This window comes from Dawidia soli (assembly GCF_018598185.1).
In the GTDB taxonomy this organism is placed as follows: domain Bacteria; phylum Bacteroidota; class Bacteroidia; order Cytophagales; family Cyclobacteriaceae; genus Ohtaekwangia; species Ohtaekwangia soli.
The window spans coordinates 51,608-70,344 of the sequence record NZ_JAHESC010000003.1 but is presented as its reverse complement, the minus strand read 5'-3'; the positions used below and the strand labels follow the sequence as shown (position 1 = coordinate 70,344).

Genomic DNA, 18,737 nt, shown 5'->3' with positions numbered 1-18,737 from the left:
AGCCTATGATTCAAGCGAAAGCCTATGCGGCACAAGCGGCCGATACTCCGCTGGCGCCGTGGAATTTTGAAAGAAGAGACGTCGGATCAAACGATGTGCTGATCGAGATCGCCTACTGCGGCGTATGCCACACGGATGTACACCAGACGCGCAACGAGTGGTTTCCCGGGATCTTTCCCATGGTACCGGGGCACGAGATCGTCGGTACGATCGTGCAGGTGGGAGCGCACGTAAAAAAACACACGCCGGGCGACCTGGCCGGGGTGGGGGTAATGGTTGACTCCTGCCGCACCTGCGACGATTGCCGGAACGGGCAGGAACAATTCTGCAGCGTAAGTCCCGTGATGACGTACAACAACCGTGACAAGAACGGACAACCTGTCTACGGCGGTTATGCTAATTACATCGTCGTGCATGAAGACTTCGCCCTGCGTGTCTCGGAAAAGCTCGACCTGGCCGGCGTGGCGCCCCTGCTGTGCGCCGGCATTACCACGTACTCGCCACTGCGCCGGTGGAACGTCGGCAAGGGGCATACACTGGCCGTTGTCGGCTTGGGGGGCCTGGGGCATATGGCCGTAAAGTTCGGCGCAGCCTTTGGTGCGGACGTAACGGTATTGAGCACCTCGCCAAACAAAGCGGAGGCCGCCCGGCGCCTGGGCGCGAGCCGCCTGGTAGTGACCCGAGACGAAGAACAGATGAAAGCCGTACAGCGTACATTCGATTTTATCATTGACACCGTGGCAGCCGACCACGATATCAATCCCTACCTGGCAACCCTTCGTACCAACGGAGTATATGTAAATGTCGGCATGCCCGTGCAACCGTTCCAGGTGCCGTCGTTCACCCTGGCCGCCGGCAACAAGGTAGTGGCCGGCTCGGGCGCCGGCGGACTGCCCGAAACACAGGAGATGCTCGACTTCTGTGCCGAAAAGAATATCGTAGCCGACATTGAGCTTGTAGACATGCAAGACATCAACACCGCGTTCGAACGAATGCTTCGCGGCGATGTGCGCTACCGGTTTGTCATCGACATGAAGACCTTATAACCGCCGGCCCATACACCTGGCGATAGATCTTCGCCGGGTGTACGCCCGGCGGGCGATGGCCTTAAAATTTAATCCCTTTCTAACATCCCGTAAAAGCCGCGAATCTATATCGCCGTGACGGGACGGAGGTGTTCTCGACTATAGAAGGGTGGGACCTATGTGTCGAACGTATCGGAGGTCGGCATTAAATTTGTATCTTCGCCCAAACCCCCCGATCGTCATTATATGAACGAGTCAACACTCCTCTGGCTTCTTTTTCACGTTTTTATCATTGCTATGCTCGCCCTCGACCTGGGCGTATTCAATCGCAAGTCGCATGAGGTAAGTGTACGCGAAGCCCTTCTCTGGACAGCCGTCTGGATTACGCTTGCCATGTTGTTCAACCTCTTTATCTACCTGCACTTTGACCGCGAGCTCGCCGTAGAGTTCTTTACCGGATATGTCCTGGAGAAGTCTTTGAGTGTCGACAACATCTTTGTCATGGTCATGATCTTCAGCGTATTTGACGTGCCAAAAGCATACCAGCACAAGGTGCTCTTTTATGGGATCATCGGGGCGTTGCTCATGCGCGCCGCCTTTATATTTGCCGGCATCGAGCTCATACACCGCTTTCACTGGCTCATGTATGTATTCGGGGGCTTCCTGATCTTCACGGGCATTCGCATGCTGACGGCCAAGGAGTCGAAGATCGATCCTGAAAACAATCGGTTTATTAAGATCATCAGCGCCATCTTTCCCGTCACCACGTCGTTTGTCGGTGACCGTTTCTTCGTGCGCATAGAGGGCCGTCGCTGGATCACACCGCTGTTCCTGGTGGTCATATTGATCGAGGCCACCGATCTGATCTTTGCGGTAGACTCTATCCCCGCCATCCTGGCGATCTCCGAAGATCCCTTCATTGTCTACACCTCCAATGTCTTCGCCATCCTGGGTCTGCGCTCGCTATACTTCGCGTTGGCCGGCATTGAGCAATATTTTATTTACCTGAAATATGGCTTGTCCGTGATACTCGTATTTGTAGGTGCGAAAATGGCCTTCGTCGATCTTATCAAGATACCGATAGAACTATCACTCGGCATCATCATCGGCGTGCTGGTCATCTCCATGCTGGCATCGACGCTCGTCACCCGCCGCCGCGAACGTCATCAGGAGTAGCGCGTTATTTCAGCGCACCGTCCTTTTCCATTTTCGCGAGCACGACCGACGAAAATTCTTTCGAGAACTCTGTCAGGCTGCCAGGGTTATAGGTCTCTGATTGAGCCGACCACAGCAGCTCTTCGGTCCTGGCATCGTAGAGGTTGGTTTCGAGAAAGTATATTTTGTCTTCGGTGTAATACCCCGGGGAATAAAGCGTAGGATACCAGGTGTTATAATATCCCCAGAACCGACCGTAATAACCAAAGCGTGTCATCGGCGCATAGCCATAGCTGCCCGGCACATACCGGTTTTCAGTCTCCTGGTCGATCAGCGCTACCGTCAGGATCGCGTCTACATCGGTGCCTTTGATCTTCGCCAGCAAGGCTTCCTTGTCAGGCGACTTTCCCTGTGTGAAGGTAGGAGGGATCACATCAAAACTTTTTACCGCCTTGTAACCATCTTTTTCCAATGCACTTGCCAGATCGTTCTCTACAGTCTGTCGGGCATTCGCACGGCCGGTAAGGGCTGTCACCATAATACTTTGGATCTTTTCACTCGGGGCTTTATCGTTTTTCCACGAACCCGTCACCTGCGTTGCCGGCGCACAGGAGAAAACACCGGCTGCCAGCACGAAATATATAAACAAGAGCTTTTTCATAATCAGGATGTCTTTGATCTACCGGGTAACAGTAAAAAAATTAGGCCAACGACATCCCAATCATGCACAATTGTGTAACGAAATGGACAACTTACTCCTTTCGGATCCGTTCACGCTCATCCTTTGATACCACCGCCCTTGACCGTTGTCCCAACGTTATATTACCAAACACCCGCGTATACGAGATCTTTACGATCCGCGCCCGTGCCGACTCCGCCCGGTACACATAGTTCGCCAGCAGCGCAAAGGCCTCTTCGGTCAGCGTACCAAAGGCACCCCGCACTTTCATGGATTGAAACAGATCGCTGACGGCCAACTGAAAGCTGCCGCCATTTCCCGCCAGCGTTTTCTTTATCCCGGTATTCAGAACACCAAACGGCTTGATCCTTTTAGATCCTTCATATTGCAACGAGTTATACCACCCCGAGACTTCCAGGGATAAATTCCACGGCAACAAAAAGGTCTGGTTGCCATGGAGTGTATAGGCAACGTAATTCTTCCGAAGTTTCTCCCGGGTATGGTCGAGCTTGAACTGCCGCAAGCCGCTACTCAGGCTGTAGTTCATCGTCCAGAACGAAGTGACCGTAAAGGGCAGTGTCGCCTGTAACATCAAACTATTCTGATAAGCCATGTTTTGTGGGGCGAGATACATCAGGTCCCGTGCGGGGCTCTCCTTTTGTTGGTTATAGACGATGGGGTGAATATCGCGGCTGGCCGTCAGGGAAAGGGAATGATCTTTCCACGTCAACCCGGTTTTAAGATTGTGTGTTACCGTAGGTTTCAGGGAAGGATTGCCGGTCGATACCGACATAGGGTCGTTATATTGCAGGTAAGAAGTAAGATCGTTGTAAGAAGGACGGCCGATGCGTTTCGTATACGAAAATTGCAGGGCGGCGTCCTCCGTAAGCTTTTGCGATACGAACACACTCGGAAAGAGCTTGCCCAGGGTGCGGTGTATCGTATTCTCTTCCTTGTCGGCATCAGCACGGGTATAAGAATATTCATACCGCACGCCGGTAACGAGATTCAACCGTGGCGCAGCCTGCCAATGTACGGATGTATAGGCTGCACCGATGCGCTCGACCATATCCACATCGTTTCGATACCGGGCGCTGGTGGTCCAGGTGCCATCGACGAGCGTCTCGATACGCGAAAGGCTGGTCGTGCGGGTGAGCGTTCCTTTGATACCAGATTCTACGCGCGCGTCCTTGCCCAGCGCCCGGGTATAGTCCGTCTTGATCACCCCCACGTGGATCGGCGAATGTGACGTGCCCCGTTGCTGCCCGGAAAAGATACTGCCCGGCGGCACGCCCTCGTTGCCGGCGCGATCATAGAACGTAGTACGACCGAACGTTGGACTGTTCTGATCGTAGTAGAGATAGTCCAGGTCGACGCTTATTTGTTCGCCCGCGCGCAGCGGCCGTTCGATATATAGATTTGTAACGACGTTGTTCCAGCGGTTCTCTCCATCGATGCGGGCATCCATCCCCAGTATAGAATCCGACGCGATCAACGTGTAGGTGCCGGGGTTCGTTATATGACGCGAAACGCGGCTGCTGTTGAAGGTAACACTTCCGCCCATCTTGCCCCGGGGCAGATCGATGTCCAATCCTGCTGTAGCCGTATGGTTGTTGGCAGTCGCTTCTTCCGTACTGGAAACATCCACCAGCAGCTCGCCGCCAAAGGTGGGCATGTTGTCGGTGCTTACCGCGGCCCAACCATCCTGACGACGGTCGTGCGAAAAAGCGTACGAGCCGTAGACGTTCAGACGCGTGGTGCGGTGGGAGAGGCCTGCGCTGACGTTCCCCTTTTCGCCCCAACCATAACCCGCCGAAGCCGATACCGAACCCGTGGTGCCGGTGTCCTGTTGTTTTTTCAAGACAATGTTGATCATGCCGCCGCTCCCGTCGGCATCGTACTGTGCTGGCGGCGTGGTGAGCAGCTCGATCTTTTCAATGTCGCCGCCGTTCATGCCGTTTAGCAGCGCCATGACCTGCGCGCCGGGCACCCGCAACGGCTTGCCATTTAGCATGACGAGCACGTTGCTTTTTCCGTTCAGCGAAAGACTTTGATTGCGCCCGTCCACATATACGCCGGGCGACCGTTCCAGCACTTGCAGCGCCGTGCTGCCCTGCGTCAATACGCTGCTTTGCACGTTTACGATCGTCCGGTCCAGCGTTTGCTCAAACAACGGCTGCTCTCCTTGTACAACCACCTCGCCCAGCGTTTGTGCATCTTCGGCCAGCACCTGCGTGCCCAGGTCGTAAGCCGGGTTTGCCGCCGTCAACATAAACGGTGGCGTATCAACGGGTTGGTAGCCGATGGCGCTATACCTTACAAAATAGCGCCCTTCGGCCACCCCGGCAATCCCAAACGCGCCCGATTCCGTCGTCATCGCGCCTTTTGCCATCGTGCTATCGGCGGCGTGCAGCACAAGGACGGTGGCAAAGGCCACGGGCTCACCCCCGGACGTAGTGAGGGTACCGGATATCTGTCCCAGGGCGCCTTGCACCACCAGGCATAAAAAACATACAAAGAAGATTTTCATGTCGAAGTCTTACGCTGAAAACACTCCCAAAGTAGGCCCCGCGCCGTCCAAAAGCGTCCATTAATACCCCTGTGGACGCGATTTACACGGCGCTGGACTATTTTTGTCCGTATATTCTCAGCGTAAGCACCCAACAGAATGTGGGAAGAATTTAAACACCAGCTCTCGGTAATCCTCGTGTATGGCGGCATGGCCCAGGGCCTCTTTGTCGTGCTGTTGCTAAACCATAAAAGCGTGCAGAAGAGCCGCGCCAATCTTTTTCTGTCTATCCTCCTGGTGGCCATGACACTCAGCATTGCCCAGATCCTTTACCTGGGTCGTTTCACCGGCTACCTGGCCGACAATGTGTACGCCCTCGGCGACCCTGCTTTTTTCCTCATCGCTCCGTTGTTGCGGTTTTACGCCATCGAGCTCACTGGCCGCCGTGTAGCGTTCACGCCCGCCGGCCTCCTGCATTTCGCACCCTTTGTTGCGCTGGTCATACTCTCGCTGACAATCGGTGTGCTTCGTCCCGACGGCTGGAAGACGATCGCCACCGGGCACCATCGCCTGTTGCACACCGCCTTCTGGTTACTGGTAGTGATCCAGTTCTCCGGCTACCTCTATGCTACGCACACGCATTGGCTCGCGCACCAAAAGCTCATGCGCCAGGAGCTGTCCAATACAGAAGATGTAAATATCGCATGGGTCAGATTCTTCCTGATCGTATTCATGCTTATCAACGTGTTCTTTCTTTTCAGCCTGTTTGCCGTTATCCAGTTTGATATGTGCCGCGGCTGGCTGCAAAGCGCAACGGCCGGGGTATTCTCGCTGTCCATCTTTGCCTTGAGCTTTAAAGGCATTCTGCAACGCGACATCTTTAATACGCTGCCTCTCGCGGAGAAACCCATCGTGGCTACCACCGGCCCCACACCCTCGCTGAAGCCAGACCCCGCACTCATAACCCGCGTGCGTACATACATGCAAGAACGGAAGCCGTACCTCGATGCGGACCTGACGCTCAGTACGCTGTCCAAACACATCGGCATGAGCCGCAGCCAGTTGTCGCAGGTGATCAACGACGGTACCGGCGATAATTTCTATGATTTCGTAAACCAATACCGTGTGGAGGAGGTCAAACGGCTCATGGCCGATCCGGATGTGCAGAACCTCAGTCTCCTGGGGTTGGCGCTGGAAGCGGGGTTCAAATCCAAGTCGACATTTAACCTCATCTTCAAACGCTTCACGGGGCAGACGCCGACGGAGTATCGCAAGGATCTTATGCCTGAGAAGGTGTAATGATCAAAATGGATGCGGCGAGTCGACGAGCGATGCCAGGCCCGTAACAGGATGTGTGAATTGTAGCCGACAGGCGTGTAACGCGATAGCATCGGGCTTAAAGGCAAGCGCAGCGCCATAGAGGCTGTCGCCGATAATAGGGCAGCCGACATGCGCCAGCTGCGCACGGATCTGGTGAAACTTGCCGGTGTGCAGCGTGATGTCCCACAAGAAGCGATCATCGCCATACGGCTTCACCGAATAGTCGAGCCGTACCGGTTCCATTCCCGGAGCTTCGACATTTTCGATCACCGCTTTTTTCTTTTCCTTTCGGTGCCAGTGCACCAGCGTACCCGCAGGTTCTGTGGGTGCGTGTGAGGTCAGCGCCTGATAATATTTCTTCACCGTGCGCTGCGCGAACTGATCGCTGAGCGTATGCAGCACCTCCCGTCGCCTGGCAAAAAGCACGATGCCGCTCACGGGGCGGTCCAACCGGTGAAGGTGCTGTGCATAGACCGGTTCGCCTTTCGGAACAAGGCTTTTTAGATAACGACGTACCTGGTGTAACAGGTTGGGGTGGCCGTTACGGTCGGGCTCCACCATCAGGCCTGCGGGTTTATACAACACCAGGATGTGCTCGTCTTCATAAAGAAGGTGTTGCCGTACGTCGATCTGAAAGGACATATCATGTCAATGTGGCCGCTAGTTTACGGAAAATCAGTTGGACCTCCCAACCGTTACGGGCAACGACGCCGCCGAGGGTTGAAAGAAATAATTGACGGCTATAACATGATAGGTATGCTTTTGTCCGGCAGTCGCTTTTGTGTCCAGGTACCGCGTGGCATCGCCGGCCACTTCGTCGATCTGCGCGCCGTCGCGAAACACGCGATAAAACCACACGTCCTTATCCACCGGCACAGCCGCCGTGTTGGCGCGCCAATCCAGTTGAACGCCGGCAGCCGTTGAAGTACCGGTAAGTTTCTGAACCGCGTCGGGGATGCCGTGCGTACGGCCCTTCTCCTGTAGAAAGAGCCATTTCAGCAAGCTCTTCTCCCGGGCTACATTTTCCCAGCTGTTGTGCTTCACGCCCGGGTATTCGGTATAGCGCACATAGTTACCCCCGAGCTTGATCATCGCGTGGTATACGTCGCGCGAGTAACGCACCAGCACAATGTCATCGTCGGTGCCATGAAAGATCCAAAGCGGCGTTTGTAAAAGACGTGGGGCCGCCTCCACACTCGCACCGCCGCAAACGGCATACCCCGCGGCAAACTTGCCGGGCTCTTTAGACAAGACAGAGAAGGTTCCAAACCCGCCCATGGAGATACCATAGAGGTATAGCCGGTTCTTGTCGATCGGATAAACACGCACAAGGGAATCGACAACGGCCAATACCTTCACCATATCCGGGCTGTGCGCATCGTGCCAGGCATCGCCCCATCCTACGTTGGGATTCAAACTTTTAGGAGTCAGTATGAAACACGGATGCTCACGCTGGACCGGCGCGCGATACAATGTTAATTCACGCGAAAGCGTGTCGTTCGCGCCATGCAGGTATACCACCAGCGGATAAGGCTTCGAAGCGTCGTACCCCGCCGGCATGAAAAGACCATACCGCAGTCCCTCGTGCCGATGCTCGCGATAACCGGCATACGGCCGGCGGAGGCCCTGCCCCTGTACGGAAAAGGCCAGGGACATGAAGACGGTAAACACAAAAAGGACGTTGGAAAGCGGGCGGGTGATCATAGCGTACATAGGAATGGAATTAGACGTGTAGTGCTATAAAGTACGAATTTATTTTTCCCGTTCACCGACGAACAACCCCGTTCGCCACCGAACAAGCTGCGTAAGCAAAAGCGGATAAATCTGGTTAAATTAGCCATTGGTCCACTGGCATATTTGTTGTCATGGCCACCTACATGATAAAAACCTACCTCCTCATAACCCTCCGCAGCATGATGAAGAACAAAGTATTCATCATCATCAACGTCTGCGGCTTGAGTATAGCCCTCGCTTGTTGCATTATATCCTTCCTCGCTCTCGAATACGACACCACCTTTGATGCCATACATCGGGATCGGACAAGCATCTACCGCGTCAGCTCCGTCCAGACTTTCGAAAACGAGCTCACGCGGGTGGGGTATGCCCCGCTGCCGCTGGGCGACGTGATCGATAAAACAATACCCGATGTCAGCCGCACCACACGCTATTTATACTCGGGCTCTAACTTCAAACGTGACAATGACCTCTTTGCGGCAAACCTTGCCTACGTCGATCCTGCCTTCTTTGAAATGTTCTCCTTCGACTTTATCGCGGGCCATCCTGCCGATTTACGCGACAAGGCCAGCGTTTTTATCAGCGAGTCCATGGCCGTGCGATTGTTCCGTACACCGTCGGAAGCCTTTGGTAAGACTATCACGCAGGTCTACGGCGGCGAGCTCAAAGAAGTAAAGATCTCGGGCATCTTTCGCGAGCCTGCCGCCAACTCCAGCTTTCACCGCCGCGACGGCTCTGCCTACATGAATGCAGAAAGCTTCCGCGACGAGTACAAAGACATTCGGGCCGATGATTGGCGCTACGAAACCACCCTCTATGTACAGATCACAGACCCGGGCCGCGTCGCCGGCGTACAAAAACAGCTGCAACCCTATACGGAAAACAATAACCGCGTACGCGAAGACTTTCGGATCCACGAATTTGTACTCGATCCCTTCGCAACGCTGGCCTACGACGACCGCGACGAACAGGTTCGTGCCGCTACCTGGGCTGCGCCGCCCCTCGCCGCGATCATAGGGTCCGTGATCATGGCGATCCTGATCCTGCTCATTGCTTGCTTTAACCTGACCAATACTGCGATCGCTATTTCCACCGGCCGCCTGAAAGAGATCGGATTGCGGAAAGTGATGGGCAGCTTACGCATACAGCTGATCGTACAATTTATCGGCGAGACCACCTGCATATGCTTCCTTGCGTTGATGCTTTCCCTGGGCATAACGGATATGTTGATCGAGGGATGGAACATCATGACCGATAACAACATTCACCTGACCAACCACTACCTGCAAAACCCGGCGTTTATTGGTTTTCTGGTTTCTATCTTGCTGACAACCGGCATCGTCGCCGGAAGCTATCCGGCATTTTATATCAGCCGCTTCGAGCCCGTCACGATCCTGAAGGGGAAGCTACGGTTTGCCGGCACGAACTATTTCACACGCACCTTGCTGGGCCTGCAGTTCACCATTTCACTCATTGCCGTCATCAGCGCGGTGGCGTTCATGCAAAACGCGCAGTATCAGCGCGCCTACGACCTGGGCTTTGACGTGCGCGGTGCCATCGTGGTTCCGGTAAATGACCAGTCGGAATTTGAGACCTACCGCAATGCGCTGCAGGGAAACCCAGACATCCTGGCGATAGCGGGCGCGAGGACCGGCATCTTCTCCGAACACACGCACGAGCCGGTTCGCCATGAAACGCTTCCCATAGAAGCCGACATCATCGAAGTAGGCGACAATTACCTGCAAGCCATGGACGTGAAGCTGGAGGAGGGGCGTGACTTCCGCAAAGACTCGCAAACAGACCTGAAAGAGTCCGTTATCATCACGCGTAAATTCGCTGACCGGTTTAAATGGACGGATCCCATCGGCAAGGAGATCCTCTGGCGCGACACCATTCGCCTGACGGTCGTCGGTGTGGTGAAAGATGTATACACGCACGGCCTGTGGCACGAAATGGAACCGATGATGATCCGATACGTAAAAGCCGATGACTATAAACAACTTGTTGTCAGTGCCGGCGCCGGCAGTGTAGCGAAGGTTAACACCTACCTGGCCGGCCAGTGGAATGAAGTATTCCCCCACCGGCTTTACCCCGGCCGTATGCTTGTGTCGTCCCTGCAGCAAGTCGACCGGCTGAATGTCAGCATTATGTACTCGTATGCGTTCCTGGGCATTGTCGCCATGCTTCTTTCCGCCACCGGCCTGTTTACACTGCTGTCGCTCAACATCATCAAGCGCACCAAGGAGCTGGGCATCCGTAAGATCCTGGGCGCCTCGACAATGTCCATCAGCCGCATGGTAAATACCGAGTTCGCTATAATTTTACTCGTCGCCTCCCTGCTGGGCGGCCTGGCAAGCGCCACGTGGACCAACGTCATCATGCGCGCGATCTGGAAATATTACCAGGCGGCGAACATCGTGACCTATGGGGTCGGTATCGGTTTGCTATTGCTCATCGCCTGGCTGACCGTCGGGTACAAAGCCTGGCACCTGGCCCGTATAAACCCTGTCGACACGCTGCGCGACGAGTAACACAAACCGTCGCTTCCACGGACAGGCTGAGCAAAAGCTTGTCGGTAACAAATAAACTGTTAATTTCGTCAATCACCTCAACCAGCAATAGCAGTCGTGATTGACAACGTTATACAGGAGCAACGATCGGCAGTCCGGGAGGCGCCACCGACTGAAGGGAACCGCTACAAACTTTTCCAGCGGGAAGCCGCCAGCCTGACACACCACCTGATAGCCGACTACCCGGAGGCGTTTCAACTTATTTACCTCGACCCGCCCTATAACACCAGGCGGTCACGCGGTTCGCGAAAACACTACCGTGACCGGTCCGCCCGCTGGTCGGAGCAGCTCCACGAGGTGGTAAGCAATACCTATAAATTGCTCCGCCGGCAGGGATTCCTCGCGCTGTCGATCAACCAGATGGAGCTGTTTAATCTCAAACACATCTGCGACACGGTGTTCGGCTCCGAATGTTTTATCGGTCTGTTTCCTGTCAAGATCCGGCATAGCGAACGGCAGCTGATGATCAATGCCACCTATCACGACGTTTATGAGTATTTGCTGTTTTACCGCAAAGACAAACAGACCCGCTTTTATACCGACCAGAAACATCCCCGCCTCGAAAAGTTTGACCATCGCATCGAGACCCTGACGGACCAACCCGAGCGACGGATCATTCAGGGCAAGGAAGTGGAGATATACCGACCGGGTCAATATAAGATACACCGCGAAGCGCCCGCAGCGCACAACCTGCGCCGGTATATCATCGCCGGAAAGCTGGCCACGGCAAACTGGTCGGGAGAATTTTTCGAAAGCTACTTACGCCCGCTGGGCGACAACCTGCTTGTGCGCGTACCGGGGTTGGAAAATGAAGGCCTGGGATACCGCTGGTTCCAGACACAAACGGCCAAGCGCAGCAGCGGCGTATACTTTCAATCGACCCTTACTGCGGGTCGCCCCGTGCTGCCCACCAACGACCTCGATTTTACGGAGATCGTTCCGAACATCTACAAAGAAGGCGGAGCGGGCATCGACTTCAAAGACTCCAAAAAACCGGAGCAGTTGCTCGAATATATCCTGTCGATCACCACCCGGGAAAACGACCTCGTCGGCGACTTCTACGGCGGCAGCGGCACCACGCTCGCCCGGGCCATTAAAATGAAACGCTCCTGCATCACCGGCGACAGCGGTGCCGAAGCCATCGAAATCATTACCCGGCGCCTCGCCAACCTGCGCGAAGGCAAAGACATCGACGGGATCCAATACAACTTCACGCTTGAATCGTATGGCCCATGATTTACATCACCCAACTCGTCTACCTGCATGAAGGCCAGGAGCAAGCCTTCCATCAATTTGAAGACATCGCGATGCCGCTGATCGAGAAATACAACGGCACCCTACACCTTCGCATCCGCCCTACGTCCGAGACCTACATCAGTGGTTCGCTCGGGTTGCCGTATGAGATCCATTTCGTGAGTTTCCCAACCCAAGCGGACCTTGACGCCTTCAAACAAGACAAGACCCGCGAGCAGGTTTTGCACTTAAAGCAAGCCTCGGTAAGCCGGGTCATCCAGGCGCAGGGTATACAGTAATACCATTATTTTATGTTCCTTCCACAAATCCCCACCTACGTTCCCTGGATCTTTGCCCTGACAACCATCCTTACCATCTATCTGTTCTGTCGCACCATACATTATCCCGGTAGCCAGAAAGCCCAGCATTACGTGATTATCATCTGCCTTGTAGTCTGGCTGGCCCTGCAAACCTTTCTGACCCTAAAGGGCGTCTATAACACCGACACGACTGCGATGCCCCCGCGCATTATCATGCTGGGTGTATTTCCGCCGCTGTTAACGATTGTGCTGTTATTCGTCACCAAAGCCGGGCGACAGGTTGTCGACAACTTGTCCCTGCCGGCGCTCACCTGGGTGCACGTTGTGCGCATCCCCGTCGAAATCGTTCTGTTCTGGCTCTACCTGCATCAGGCCGTTCCGCAGCTGATGACCTTCGAAGGGCGTAACTTCGATATCCTCGCCGGGATCACCGCGCCGCTCGTGGCGTATGTCGGCGTGACAAAAGGCCGTCTGAACAGATCGGTGTTGCTAGCCTGGAACGTTTTATGTCTCGGGCTGCTGCTCAACATCGTTATAAACGCGGCACTGTCGGTGCCGTCGCCGCTGCAGCAATTTGCCTTTGACCAGCCCAACGTGGCCATCCTGAATTTTCCCTACAGCTGGTTGCCCACGTGTATCGTGCCCATTGTGCTCTTTTCACACCTGGCAGCCATCCGGCAGCTGACGCGCAAAGCATAAATGCCCCTTTTTCCCCCTCACAAAGGCACGATCGCCCTCCGTCAGCGGCGACAAATGCCTGTAAATTTGGGTATAAACCTTTTCGATCATGCAAAACGTAGAGGCAACCACCATCGACGAGTACATCGCGGCGTTTCCGCCGGCCATTCAGAAGCTGCTCAAGCAAGTTCGCGAAACGATCCACAAAGCGGCGCCCCGGGCGGAAGAAAAGATCAGCTATGCCATCCCGACCTTTTACCTGCATGGCAACCTGGTACACTTCGCCGCCCATAAGAACCACATAGGTTTTTATCCCGCACCCCAGGGCATTGAAGAATTCAAGAAAGAGCTCGCCCGGTATGAAGGCGGTAAAGGGTCGGTACAGTTTCCCCTGGACGAACCGTTGCCGCTCACACTCATCAGCCGTATCGTAAAATACCGTGCGCTGCAAAACGAAGACAAGGCAAAAGAGAAAGAACAGGCAAAAGTCAAAAAGAAAAAATAGCTCAGAAAGTACCGAGGGCGTCGATCTTCTCCTGGATACCGCGCTTTTCGGCCTGCGTCTTGGCCAGCGTGTGCGCCTTGCGGAAATGGACTAACGCCTGCCCGGTGTCGGTGTGCCGGTATAATTCGCCCAGCAGGAGAAAATAAAAATGGTTCTCCAATTTGAGCTTCTCTGCTTCCACGAGCGCCACCTGCCAGCCACGCGCTTTATACAAGGCAAACGTTCGGTTGAGGGCAACACCGGGCGAATAGTTGATGAACAATAAATCGTTATACAGCTGCAGAATCTCCTCCCATTTTTCGGTTGTATCTTCTTTGACACAATGCCAGGAGGCAATGCGTGCTTCCAGATGATACGAGCTCAGGTCGCTGCCTTCGGCGGAGAGGTTCAAAAAGTGATGCCCCTGATGGATCAGCGCCTGGTCCCACAGTTGCTCATCCTGCTGTTCGTAGAGCACGGGAAGATCGTCAGGCGACACCTGACGGGCGTGGAAACGCGATGCATGAAAACACATCAGTGCCAGCAACGCGTGTGTCTTCGGCGTGCGGGTAGGAGGGTACCCGGTTAAGAGCAGGCAGAGCCGCATCGCTTCCAGGCACATGTCTTTCTGCAAAATCTTATCCTGGGTGGTGGAGTAATACCCTTCGTTGAACAACAGGTATAACACATGGAGTACGTTGTCAAGTCGCGTCGCAAGCATGTGCTCCGGTGGGAATTCCATGGTAATGCCTTCCGTGCGTAACTTCTCCCGTGCACGGAACAAACGTTTATTGATCGTTTCCTTGTTAGACAGAAATGCCTCCGCAATCTCATCTATGCCAAACCCGCATAAAATACGTAACGCCAGGCCGATCTGAGCTTCGCTGGCAATGGCCGGTGTACAGATGGCAAACATCATTTGCAGTTGGCTATCGCGAATGCCCTGCTGTGAAAAGTCAGGTTCGACGGCATCGGCCTTCGTCGACGCGCTGGCGGCAACGAAAGGCAGTACCTTGTCTTGCAGGATCTTTGTGCGCCGAAAGTGATACAGCGTCTTTTGTTTCGCCACGGCATATAGCCAGGCAGTGGCATGTTCGGGCACGCCGCGCTGTTCCCAGCTTTCCATGGCCTGCAGAAATGTTTCGCTCACGATGTCCTCGGCAAGGGCAATATGCTCCAACCCATACAGGCGAGCAATAACGGCCACCATTTTGGAGAACTCGCGTTGAAAAAGCTGTTTAAGGGCGTCGTGTTTTTGTATCATGGAAAATAGGAACAACCCCGCCGAAAACAGGCGGGGTCCTTACAGACAAGAGATCACCAGATAGGCCGTATTTCTACGCTGCCTTGCGAATCTAATGCTGGACAACCGTGCGCGAGCGTCGTAGCGTCCTCCAGGTTTTCGGCTTTAACGATGATGAAACTTCCCAGCACCTCACGGATCTCTACGAAGGGACCGTCTGTCACAACACCGCCAGCTTTGAGCACCTTGGCAGGTTCACCCAATCGCGGACCGTTCGACACCAGCCTGCCCTGTGCCGCCACGCCACCCGCCCAGTCTTTCCATTTTTTCGTAAGCTCCTTCATTTCTTCCGGTGGTAACTGGCTGTAGTCGTAGCTGGGTTGGCGAAATAACAATGCGAATTCTTGCATACACTTCTTGTTTAGCGTTGAAAAGATAAATTTTAACTGACAATGACCGAACCCGCCAGCATTGGACATCTCTCACCAGAAAAATTTTTGATTCTGCCAGAAAGCGCAATTTAGCGTACTTTTGAAAAAAACTGTCACTGCGACCCCCCATCCACCACATGAGCACACAACCGCGCATCGAACAGCTACCCGGCAAAAAACTGATCGGCATGTACCTGAGAATGACATTGGCCGAAAACCGTACAGCCGACCTTTGGCGCACCTTTATGCCCCGCCGCCGCGAAATCATCCATGCGGTCGGCACAGACCTGTACTCCATTCAGGACTACAATCGGGGTTGGGCTCCACAATCCTTTACACCTCACACTCCGTTTAACCGATGGGCAACCGCCGAAGTATCAGACATCTCGAACATCCCCGCGGGCATGGAATCGTTTCAGCTCGAAGGACTGTATGCCGTCTTCCTACACCACGGTCCGCCCAGTGCCTTTATGCCCACCTTCCGCCGCATCTTCCACGAGTGGCTGCCGGCGTCAGCCTATGTCCTCGACGACCGGCCCCATTTTGAGATCCTGGGCGCAAAATACAAACACGATCATCCCGACTCGGAAGAAGAGGTATGGATCCCCATTCGCCCGAAGGAATAGTGAACCTTCCGTAACCGCGTCAGCGAAAGCGTGGTGTCTTATTCCGACCGCAGGCTCTTCACCGGGTTGGACACGGCCGCCCGCAACGCCTGGTAGCTTACCACCAGTAGCGATAACACCAGCGCCCCGCCGCCGGCACAAACAAATAACGGCCACGACAGCGTGGTGTGATACTCGTAGTGCTCCAGCCAGCGCTGCATCGTCAGGAACGACAACGGCAGGGCCACACCGCAAGCGATCACCACCAGCCGCACAAAGTCGCGCGATTGCATTTGCCACAGCGACGTGACCGACGCGCCCAGGATCTTACGAATGCCGATCTCCTTGGTGCGTTGCTCGGCTACATACGAGGCCAATCCAAAAAGTCCCAGGCAGCTGATCACGATCGTCAGCACACTAAAAAGCGTAGCCAGTTTCCCAATGCGTTCTTCGGCGCCAAACTTGGCGGCGTAGATATCGTCTACGAAAGTATAATCGAACGGCGCGGAAGGGATCAGCGTAGCAAAGACATGCTGGATGGCAGGAATCGCCTGGTGCGGGTTTACCGTAGGCTTCAGCCGCATGTAAAGCCATTTCATATCGTTCTCTGACAAGAAGATGATAGAGGGATAAGTAGCCTCGAACGGAGAACCCTTGATCATATCTTTCACAATGCCCAGGATCTTGAATGTACCCCGGTCGCGCCACGCCAGGCTTTCGCCCACGGGGTGCTCCATCCCCAGCAGACGCGAAGCCGATTCGTTTATAACGATGCCTCGTATATCGCTGGCATGGTCGCGCGAAAAATCGCGTCCTTCTATAAACTCCCAGCCCACGGTCTGGCCATACTCGTGTGTGACGAAGATCGTGTTGAACGCAGGCTCGATCGTCTGACCCTTCCAGGAAAATCCACCGTTCCAGCCTTTCGTGCTGTTCACCGGGTAGTTCGCCTCCGCCATCTCTTCTACCATACCGGTATTCTTCAGCTCCTGGCGTAACACCTGGTAGCGTCCTGCATATTCAGGGGTCGCTGCGCGCAGGGAAAGAAGCCCTTCGCGCGCATACCCCGCCGGCCGGGTCTTGCCAAACTGGATCTGCTGGTGTACTACCACCGTAGCAATGATGAGCATCAGCGAAATACTAAATTGCACCACGACCAGCACCTGGCGGGGCAGAGAGGCCGCCGGCCCGGCTTTAAAAGTTCCCTTCAATACCTTTACCGGGTTGAAAGAAGACAAGTATAATGCCGGGTAGCTCCCGGCCAGGAACGCAGTAAAGACCGTGAACCCCATACAGGCAAGCCAGAAAATTCCGCTGCGCCAGGGCAGTACAAGCGCCTTGTCGGCAATGGCGTTAAACCCGGGCAGCGCCAACCACAACAACGCCAGCGACACGATAAAGCTTAATCCCGCCGTTAAAAACGATTCGCCATAAAACTGTTGAATGAGCTGTAGCCTGTGCGATCCGATCGACTTCCGGATGCCGACCTCCCGGGCGCGTTTCTCCGACCGCGCCGTGCTCAGATTCATAAAATTGATACACGCCAGGAGCAGGATAAAGCCGCCGATAATGCCATAATACCACACCGTGCGCAGTCGCTCGCTGGTAACGTTCACGCCGTTTTCAAACTGCGAATACAAATGCCAGCGCGGCATAGGGTGCAGAAATACGGCAGGCTTTCGTTTTATGTGTTCCGAATCGACGTGGGGCAGCATAATGTCGCGAATGACGGCGGATGCCTGCGCTGCGTTTATACCAGGGCGCAACTGTGCGTAAACATACATGTGATAATTGTCCCACGCGTCCAGACCACTACCCCCCAGGTATAGATCGAGTGGAGCAAAGTAGCTGGCTTCGTGAAAGGTCGTATTCCGCGGCAGGTCTTCATATACCCCCGTCACCTTCAGCTCCGACCGGGCATCCATCATCACCACCTGATTCACCGGGTCGACGTCGCCAAAAAGCTTTTGAGCCAATGAAGCGGACAACAGGATGGACTTCATATCCTTTAATCCGTCGCGCGATCCATACTTCATATGCAAACTGAGTAGCTCGCCGCCCTCGGGCTGCATGAAATATCCCTGTTGGGTGAACTTTCGATCGCCGGCGGCCACCACGCGCTCTTCGAGGTTAGCCCGCACCATGACGACGCGCTCGAACAACGCGTCATAGGTACCGTTGCGCAACAGCGAGCCCAGCCCCGTAGTGTGAATTTCACTTACCTCGCCGGTGCCTTCCCAGCGCTCGGTGCGTTCTACCTGTACGATCGTATCATAGTGATCGTGGTACCGATTAAACGAAAGCTCGTCGTAGATCCACAGGGCTATTAATAGTGCCGTGGCCATACCGGCTGCGAGACCGCCGACATTAATGGCAGAATATCCTTTGTGGCGGAGTAAGTTCCTCCAGCCGATTTTCAGATAGCTTGTATACATACCATAGGGGGTTTGCGTTGAACGTTCAAACACCGGGCGAATAATGCCCGGCCGGAATAAGAGTATAACATCGCGTATGAAACGAAGATCGGCCCCGCGCTTACCCCGCATCTTCCGCCGCGCATGATACAGTTCCATCAGGTCGCCTTCGATATGAGGCAACAGGCTGGGCTGGCAAAACCAGTGGAAGAAGCGCACAAATAAACGGGGAGGCCCAGGCATAGTCGTTCTCGTATCAGGTTATTTTCCTAAATGTAGGAATACGAGAACTGTGCCAGAACGGGAATCGGCGAAATGGAGCGGTCAGGCGATGGTA

The 18,737-nt window shown here is 54.6% G+C and carries 16 protein-coding genes; 9 read left to right on the top strand and 7 right to left on the bottom strand.

Translation table 11 applies throughout. The features are described 5' to 3' along the window. Positions 1 to 5 precede the first annotated feature (5 nt). Both KK078_RS02855 and KK078_RS02850 read left to right on the top strand, forming a co-directional pair. A complete protein-coding gene (locus KK078_RS02855; RefSeq protein ID WP_254088730.1) occupies positions 6 to 1,046 on the top strand; it encodes an NAD(P)-dependent alcohol dehydrogenase in 1,041 nt (346 codons plus the stop codon). A gap of 225 nt (positions 1,047 to 1,271) precedes the next feature. Next, complete coding sequence (locus tag KK078_RS02850) at positions 1,272 to 2,201, top strand: TerC family protein (RefSeq protein ID WP_254088729.1); 930 nt, start codon at positions 1,272 to 1,274, stop codon at positions 2,199 to 2,201. A 4-nt stretch (positions 2,202 to 2,205) separates the two neighbouring features. Here the strand turns inward: KK078_RS02850 and KK078_RS02845 are convergent, their stop codons facing one another. Beyond that, the gene (locus KK078_RS02845; protein WP_254088728.1) at positions 2,206 to 2,841 is read right to left on the bottom strand and encodes a DUF4136 domain-containing protein; all 636 of its coding nucleotides are present in this window, start codon (positions 2,839 to 2,841) and stop codon (positions 2,206 to 2,208) included. Between the two features lie 91 nt (positions 2,842 to 2,932). Continuing rightward, positions 2,933 to 5,389 carry a TonB-dependent receptor domain-containing protein gene (locus tag KK078_RS02840; RefSeq protein WP_254088727.1) on the bottom strand — a complete coding sequence of 819 codons (2,457 nt, stop codon included), beginning with the start codon at positions 5,387 to 5,389 and terminating at the stop codon, positions 2,933 to 2,935. Between the two features lie 138 nt (positions 5,390 to 5,527). On the opposite strand from KK078_RS02840, the gene KK078_RS02835 reads away from it, so the two are divergent. Continuing rightward, positions 5,528 to 6,667 carry a helix-turn-helix domain-containing protein gene (locus KK078_RS02835; RefSeq protein WP_254088726.1) on the top strand — a complete coding sequence of 380 codons (1,140 nt, stop codon included), beginning with the start codon at positions 5,528 to 5,530 and terminating at the stop codon, positions 6,665 to 6,667. A 3-nt stretch (positions 6,668 to 6,670) separates the two neighbouring features. Here the strand turns inward: KK078_RS02835 and KK078_RS02830 are convergent, their stop codons facing one another. Further along, entirely contained in the window at positions 6,671 to 7,330 is a 660-nt protein-coding gene (locus tag KK078_RS02830) for an RluA family pseudouridine synthase (RefSeq protein ID WP_254088725.1), read from the bottom strand. Between the two features lie 33 nt (positions 7,331 to 7,363). Beyond that, positions 7,364 to 8,401 (bottom strand): carboxylesterase family protein, encoded by a 1,038-nt coding sequence (locus KK078_RS02825; RefSeq protein ID WP_254088724.1) that lies wholly within the window; start codon positions 8,399 to 8,401, stop codon positions 7,364 to 7,366. Positions 8,402 to 8,601: 200 nt separating this feature from the next. Between KK078_RS02825 and KK078_RS02820 the strand changes: the two genes are divergently transcribed. The 5 genes from KK078_RS02820 to KK078_RS02800 all read left to right on the top strand — a co-directional run bounded on the left by KK078_RS02820 (position 8,602) and on the right by KK078_RS02800 (position 13,728). Beyond that, positions 8,602 to 10,953, top strand: coding sequence for an ABC transporter permease (locus KK078_RS02820; protein ID WP_254088723.1), 2,352 nt, complete (start codon positions 8,602 to 8,604; stop codon positions 10,951 to 10,953). A gap of 96 nt (positions 10,954 to 11,049) precedes the next feature. Then, positions 11,050 to 12,228, top strand: coding sequence for a DNA methyltransferase (locus KK078_RS02815; RefSeq protein WP_254088722.1), 1,179 nt, complete (start codon positions 11,050 to 11,052; stop codon positions 12,226 to 12,228). After that, on the top strand, positions 12,225 to 12,524 hold the full coding sequence (locus KK078_RS02810) for a DUF1330 domain-containing protein (RefSeq protein ID WP_254088721.1): 300 nt from the start codon (positions 12,225 to 12,227) through the stop codon (positions 12,522 to 12,524). Before KK078_RS02815 ends, KK078_RS02810 begins: the two co-directional genes overlap by 4 nt. Positions 12,525 to 12,536: 12 nt before the next feature. Then, positions 12,537 to 13,244, top strand: coding sequence for a hypothetical protein (locus KK078_RS02805; protein WP_254088720.1), 708 nt, complete (start codon positions 12,537 to 12,539; stop codon positions 13,242 to 13,244). An 88-nt stretch (positions 13,245 to 13,332) separates the two neighbouring features. Beyond that, positions 13,333 to 13,728, top strand: a complete 396-nt coding sequence (locus KK078_RS02800; protein WP_254088719.1) for an iron chaperone — start codon at positions 13,333 to 13,335, stop codon at positions 13,726 to 13,728. A gap of 1 nt (position 13,729) precedes the next feature. Here the strand turns inward: KK078_RS02800 and KK078_RS02795 are convergent, their stop codons facing one another. Together KK078_RS02795 and KK078_RS02790 are read right to left on the bottom strand one after the other, a co-directional pair. Next, positions 13,730 to 14,971, bottom strand: coding sequence for an RNA polymerase sigma factor (locus KK078_RS02795; RefSeq protein WP_254088718.1), 1,242 nt, complete (start codon positions 14,969 to 14,971; stop codon positions 13,730 to 13,732). Between the two features lie 53 nt (positions 14,972 to 15,024). Beyond that, positions 15,025 to 15,360 carry a YciI family protein gene (locus tag KK078_RS02790; RefSeq protein ID WP_254088717.1) on the bottom strand — a complete coding sequence of 112 codons (336 nt, stop codon included), beginning with the start codon at positions 15,358 to 15,360 and terminating at the stop codon, positions 15,025 to 15,027. A gap of 158 nt (positions 15,361 to 15,518) precedes the next feature. On the opposite strand from KK078_RS02790, the gene KK078_RS02785 reads away from it, so the two are divergent. Then, positions 15,519 to 16,007 carry a GyrI-like domain-containing protein gene (locus tag KK078_RS02785; protein WP_254088716.1) on the top strand — a complete coding sequence of 163 codons (489 nt, stop codon included), beginning with the start codon at positions 15,519 to 15,521 and terminating at the stop codon, positions 16,005 to 16,007. Positions 16,008 to 16,045: 38 nt separating this feature from the next. Here the strand turns inward: KK078_RS02785 and KK078_RS02780 are convergent, their stop codons facing one another. Continuing rightward, positions 16,046 to 18,643 (bottom strand): ABC transporter permease, encoded by a 2,598-nt coding sequence (locus KK078_RS02780; protein ID WP_254088715.1) that lies wholly within the window; start codon positions 18,641 to 18,643, stop codon positions 16,046 to 16,048. Positions 18,644 to 18,737 lie beyond the last annotated feature (94 nt).

Excerpts from the sequence above, each read along its gene's own strand:
- KK078_RS02855 (WP_254088730.1), top strand. The coding sequence starts at position 6 with ATGATTCAAGCGAAAGCCTATGCGGCACAAGCGGCCGATACTCCGCTG.
- KK078_RS02850 (WP_254088729.1), top strand. The coding sequence starts at position 1,272 with ATGAACGAGTCAACACTCCTCTGGCTTCTTTTTCACGTTTTTATCATT.
- KK078_RS02845 (WP_254088728.1), bottom strand. The coding sequence starts at position 2,841 with ATGAAAAAGCTCTTGTTTATATATTTCGTGCTGGCAGCCGGTGTTTTC.
- KK078_RS02840 (WP_254088727.1), bottom strand. The coding sequence starts at position 5,389 with ATGAAAATCTTCTTTGTATGTTTTTTATGCCTGGTGGTGCAAGGCGCC.
- KK078_RS02835 (WP_254088726.1), top strand. The coding sequence starts at position 5,528 with ATGTGGGAAGAATTTAAACACCAGCTCTCGGTAATCCTCGTGTATGGC.
- KK078_RS02830 (WP_254088725.1), bottom strand. The coding sequence starts at position 7,330 with ATGTCCTTTCAGATCGACGTACGGCAACACCTTCTTTATGAAGACGAG.
- KK078_RS02825 (WP_254088724.1), bottom strand. The coding sequence starts at position 8,401 with ATGTACGCTATGATCACCCGCCCGCTTTCCAACGTCCTTTTTGTGTTT.
- KK078_RS02820 (WP_254088723.1), top strand. The coding sequence starts at position 8,602 with ATGATGAAGAACAAAGTATTCATCATCATCAACGTCTGCGGCTTGAGT.
- KK078_RS02810 (WP_254088721.1), top strand. The coding sequence starts at position 12,225 with ATGATTTACATCACCCAACTCGTCTACCTGCATGAAGGCCAGGAGCAA.
- KK078_RS02805 (WP_254088720.1), top strand. The coding sequence starts at position 12,537 with ATGTTCCTTCCACAAATCCCCACCTACGTTCCCTGGATCTTTGCCCTG.
- KK078_RS02800 (WP_254088719.1), top strand. The coding sequence starts at position 13,333 with ATGCAAAACGTAGAGGCAACCACCATCGACGAGTACATCGCGGCGTTT.
- KK078_RS02795 (WP_254088718.1), bottom strand. The coding sequence starts at position 14,971 with ATGATACAAAAACACGACGCCCTTAAACAGCTTTTTCAACGCGAGTTC.
- KK078_RS02790 (WP_254088717.1), bottom strand. The coding sequence starts at position 15,360 with ATGCAAGAATTCGCATTGTTATTTCGCCAACCCAGCTACGACTACAGC.
- KK078_RS02785 (WP_254088716.1), top strand. The coding sequence starts at position 15,519 with ATGAGCACACAACCGCGCATCGAACAGCTACCCGGCAAAAAACTGATC.
- KK078_RS02780 (WP_254088715.1), bottom strand. The coding sequence starts at position 18,643 with ATGCCTGGGCCTCCCCGTTTATTTGTGCGCTTCTTCCACTGGTTTTGC.